Origin of the sequence: Anaeromyxobacter sp. PSR-1, assembly GCF_000964525.1 — a bacterium.
Classification (GTDB): domain Bacteria; phylum Myxococcota; class Myxococcia; order Myxococcales; family Anaeromyxobacteraceae; genus Anaeromyxobacter.
Map to the genome: position 1 here is coordinate 1 of NZ_BAZG01000282.1, position 3,596 is coordinate 3,596.

Consider the following 3,596-nt stretch of genomic DNA (forward strand, 5'->3'; position numbering starts at 1 on the left):
ATGGCGGCGCCGGCGGCGTCGCGCGGCGCCCGGGCGCGGGGCGGCCGGCGCACCGCCACCATGAGCAGGGCGAACCAGCCGAGGAGCGCGGCGGCCTGCGCCGCGAGCGCGACGTCCGGGCGTCCGGTGCCGCGCCCCCAGAGCACCACCGCGCCCACCACCAGCGCGACGGCGGCCACGGACAGCGCGACGCGGCGGTTCTCCTTCCAGGGGGGCCAGGCGGCGCGGCGGCGGGCGAGCGGCATAGGGCGCGGAGTCTAGCAGCCGCGGTTCCCGCTCCGGCGTGGAACGTGGCAAGCTTCCGCCATGGAAGCGGCGCTGAACCGGCTCGAGGCCCGGGTCCTCGTGTACGTGATGGAGCACGTCCCCGCCGCGGGCGGCGGGCGCGCGGTCGAGCTCGCGCTCGATCCGGACGGCCCGCCGGCCGTGTTCGCGTCCGCGCCGCTCGCCCCCAGCCCGGGCGCGGCGGTGGTGTTCACGCTCGGGCGGTCCGGCCGCCGCGTGGTCGCGACGCTCACCGACGCGGATCCCATGATGGTCGGGGCGCTGCTGGCGCGCGTGGAGCGGGCCGCGCCCGCGGGCGACGCGGTCCGCGTCCTCCCGCTCGCGGACCCCGCGCTGGTGGACGCGGGGCGCGCCGGGGTGGCGCTGCTCCCGCCCAGCGCCGGCCGCTGGTTCCCGGACCTGCCCGACGCGATCCGCTTCGACGCGGAGCTGGTGCAGGTGTCGATGGCCGTGTTCCTCTCGCCGCAGGAGCTGGCGGACGCGCAGGCCCACGGCCCGGCGGCGCTGCTGGGCGCGTTCGGGCGCGGCGAGCGCGACCTCATCCGCTTCGGCGCGCGGCCGCGGGGCTGACGCGCTCCCCGGCCGCCGGCAGCCCCGCCAGCGCCCGGACCACCTGCACCACGCCCTCGCCCAGGCGCGGGGGGACGTAGCCGCCCTCCAGCACCGCCGCGATCCGCTCGCAGCCGGCCGCGGCGCACCGCTCCACCAGCGTCCGCGTCATCGCGTGCAGGTCGGACGGCTCGAGGTGCAGGCCGCCCTCCGGATCGCCCTCCAGCGGGTCGAAGCCGGCCGAGAGCAGCACCAGGTCCGGGCGGAACTCGGCGAGGGCCGCCGCGAGCCCGTCCTCGAACAGCCGCCGCTGCTCGGGCGCGCGCGTGCCGTGCGGCACCGCCACGTTGCGCGTCGTCCCCTCGCCCGCGCCGGCGCCGCGCTCCTCCGGCGCGCCGGTGTGCGGGTAGTGCGGCCACAGGTGCAGGGAGAGCACGTAGACGGCCGGGTCCTCCCAGAAGATCGACTGCGTGCCGTCGCAGTGGTGGACGTCCCAGTCCACCACGAGCACCCGCCGCGCCAGCCCCGCGGCCTGGACCGCGCGCGCCGCGATCGCGACGTTGTTGAGCAGGCAGTACCCGCCGGCGCGCTCGGCCCAGGCGTGGTGGCCGGGCGGCCGGACCAGCGCGAACGCCGCCCGCGCCTCGCCGCGCGCCACCCGCTCGGCGGCCTCGATGGCCGCGCCGGCCGCGGCCACCGCCGCCCGCCAGGAGCCCGCCGACACCGGCGTCTCCGGCTCGAGCCAGTCGAGCATCCCGGTGCGCGCCGCCGCCTCCACGTGACCGCGCACGCGGGCGAGGTGCCCGGGCGTGTGCACGCGGAGCAGCGCCTGCTCGGTCGCCCGCGCCGCCTCGACGCGCTCCACCACCTCCGGCCCGAGCGCGGGATCCGCGGCGAGCGCCTCCAGCGCGGCCTCGAGCCGCGCCAGGCGCTCGGGGTGCCCGGGGCCGGGATCGTGCGCCTGGCAGTCGGGATGGGAGACGAGGAGGACGCGCTGCGGCATGGTTCGGCGGGCACCATACTCCCGGCGGGCGGGCGGGGGAACCCCGGGCGGCCCGGAGGGCGCTTCACCGTTGGTGATGCAACCATCCCGGTGCGCGCGCGGGCGCGTCCGGTGCCGCCCGCGATCGGGTCGCCACGCCGAGGGCGCTCGACGCCGGCGCGCGGCGGTGCGCCTGCTGGCAGGCGGAGGTGGCCCATGGGCGTCCCGTTCACCTCGCAGCAGCTCCTCGACGCGTTCGAGCAGTTCAACGGCGCGGTGTGGCCCATGCCGCTCGTCGCCTACGCGCTCGCGCTCCTCGCGCTCGCGCTCCTCGCGCTCGTGCTCGCGGTGCGCGGCGGGCGCGGGGCGAGCGCCGGGACCGCGCTCGTGCTCGCGTTCCTGTGGGCCGCCGCCGCCGCCTTCCACGCGAGCGCGTTCGCGCGCGTGTCCTCGCTCGCGCCGGCGTTCGCCGCGGCGTTCGTGGTCCAGGCGGTGCTGTTCGCGACGGCGTCGGTGCGCGGGTGGCTGTCGTTCCACGCCCGGCCCGGCGGGCTCACCACCGCGGGGCTCTCGCTCATGCTCTACGCGGCGGCCGTCTACCCGCTCGTCGGCGCGCTCGCCGGGCACGCCTACCCGCGCGCGCCCGCGTTCGGCGTGACGCCCTGCCCGAACACGATCTTCACCCTGGGACTGCTGCTGCTCACCGACCGGCCGGTGCCGCGCCGGCTGCTGGTGGTCCCGTTCCTGTGGTCGCTGATGGGCATCCCCGCCGCGCTCGAGCTGGGCATGACCGAGGACCTCCCGCTGCCGTTCGCCGGCGTGCTCGCGACCGGCCTCCTGCTCGGCCGCGATCGCCCGCGCGTCCACCGGCGGCCCGCGGCGCGCGGCGCGGGCGCGCGTTGACCGGCGCGCGCGGCGCGTGCTTCCATCGGCCCATGCTCACGCACAAGACGTTCTTCGAGGGCCAGGTCCAGAGCATCGGGTTCGAGCGCAACGGCCGCCGGCAGACCGCCGGCGTGGTGGACGTGGGCGAGTTCCACTTCGGCACGGAGGCGCCGGAGCGGATGACCGTGGTCTCGGGCGAGCTGTGGGCGCGCCTGCCGGGCGAGGCCGGCTTCCGCGCCTTCCCCGCCGGCACCTGCTTCGAGGTCCCGGGCCGGAGCGGCTTCGACGTGAAGGCGACCGCGCCGGCGGCGTACGTCTGCGAGTTTCTGTAGGACGAGGGCTGCCTGGCGGCGCGTCCCTAGCTCCCCTTCGCCGCGCCCCCGCGCGCGCCGCGCAGCAGCTCCTTCACCACGTGCGCGCCGAGCGCGCGGAGCCCGGCCTCGAGCAGCGCGCGCCCCGGTCCGGCCGCGAGCGTGGCGCGCATCGACTCCGGGGCGATGCCGACCTCGAGGTCGAGCCGGACGAGCGCGGCGGAGACGGCCGGCGTCGAGGGGGCGGGCTTGGCGCGGCCGCCGCGGGTCACCACGCCCGCGGAGAGCCGGTCCATGAGCGCGTCCTCCGAGGTGCGCGGGCCCTGCGCGTCGCGGAGCGCCTCGGAGATGCCGCCGTACAGCTCGTCGAGCGCCGCCGGGGCGGCGAGCGCGCGCGAGAGCCGCTCGGCGGCCTCCTCCTCGTCCACGCCGCGCGCGGCGGCGTACGTGGGCACGAGCAGGCGGACGAGGTCCTTGCGCGGCAGGACGCCAGGGAGGCGGCGGGAGAAGTGGGGCACGCGCCACAGTTAGCACGCGCCGGTCCCGGCCGCAGCCCGCGCCGGCGCGCCCCTGGCGTGGCGGCG

5 protein-coding genes and 1 pseudogene are annotated in these 3,596 nt (G+C 78.8%); 3 read left to right on the forward strand and 3 right to left on the reverse strand.

What is annotated here, in order from left to right; all coding sequences use genetic code 11:
• Positions 1-245: pseudogene (locus PSR1_RS22320) on the reverse strand (hypothetical protein); the annotation flags it as partial.
• Between the two features lie 61 nt (positions 246-306).
• On the opposite strand from PSR1_RS22320, the gene PSR1_RS22325 reads away from it, so the two are divergent.
• Positions 307-855: a hypothetical protein gene (locus PSR1_RS22325; RefSeq protein ID WP_059439518.1), complete on the forward strand. Its 549-nt coding sequence runs from the start codon at positions 307-309 to the stop codon at positions 853-855.
• Here PSR1_RS22325 and PSR1_RS22330 read toward each other — a convergent pair.
• Positions 824-1,837 carry a histone deacetylase gene (locus tag PSR1_RS22330; RefSeq protein WP_059439519.1) on the reverse strand — a complete coding sequence of 338 codons (1,014 nt, stop codon included), beginning with the start codon at positions 1,835-1,837 and terminating at the stop codon, positions 824-826. The two genes, PSR1_RS22325 and PSR1_RS22330, sit on opposite strands and share 32 nt — an antisense overlap.
• A gap of 195 nt (positions 1,838-2,032) precedes the next feature.
• Between PSR1_RS22330 and PSR1_RS22335 the strand changes: the two genes are divergently transcribed.
• Entirely contained in the window at positions 2,033-2,719 is a 687-nt protein-coding gene (locus PSR1_RS22335; RefSeq protein ID WP_059439520.1) for a DUF6064 family protein, read from the forward strand.
• A gap of 32 nt (positions 2,720-2,751) precedes the next feature.
• Positions 2,752-3,033 (forward strand): pyrimidine/purine nucleoside phosphorylase, encoded by a 282-nt coding sequence (locus tag PSR1_RS22340; RefSeq protein WP_059439521.1) that lies wholly within the window; start codon positions 2,752-2,754, stop codon positions 3,031-3,033.
• Between the two features lie 26 nt (positions 3,034-3,059).
• Here the strand turns inward: PSR1_RS22340 and PSR1_RS22345 are convergent, their stop codons facing one another.
• Positions 3,060-3,530 carry a hypothetical protein gene (locus tag PSR1_RS22345; protein ID WP_059439522.1) on the reverse strand — a complete coding sequence of 157 codons (471 nt, stop codon included), beginning with the start codon at positions 3,528-3,530 and terminating at the stop codon, positions 3,060-3,062.
• Positions 3,531-3,596: the final 66 nt, after the last annotated feature.

What these genes read in the sequence shown, in the direction of transcription:
- PSR1_RS22325 (WP_059439518.1), top strand. Translation starts at nt 307, where the DNA reads ATGGAAGCGGCGCTGAACCGGCTCGAGGCCCGGGTCCTCGTGTACGTG.
- PSR1_RS22330 (WP_059439519.1), bottom strand. Translation starts at nt 1,837, where the DNA reads ATGCCGCAGCGCGTCCTCCTCGTCTCCCATCCCGACTGCCAGGCGCAC.
- PSR1_RS22335 (WP_059439520.1), top strand. Translation starts at nt 2,033, where the DNA reads ATGGGCGTCCCGTTCACCTCGCAGCAGCTCCTCGACGCGTTCGAGCAG.
- PSR1_RS22340 (WP_059439521.1), top strand. Translation starts at nt 2,752, where the DNA reads ATGCTCACGCACAAGACGTTCTTCGAGGGCCAGGTCCAGAGCATCGGG.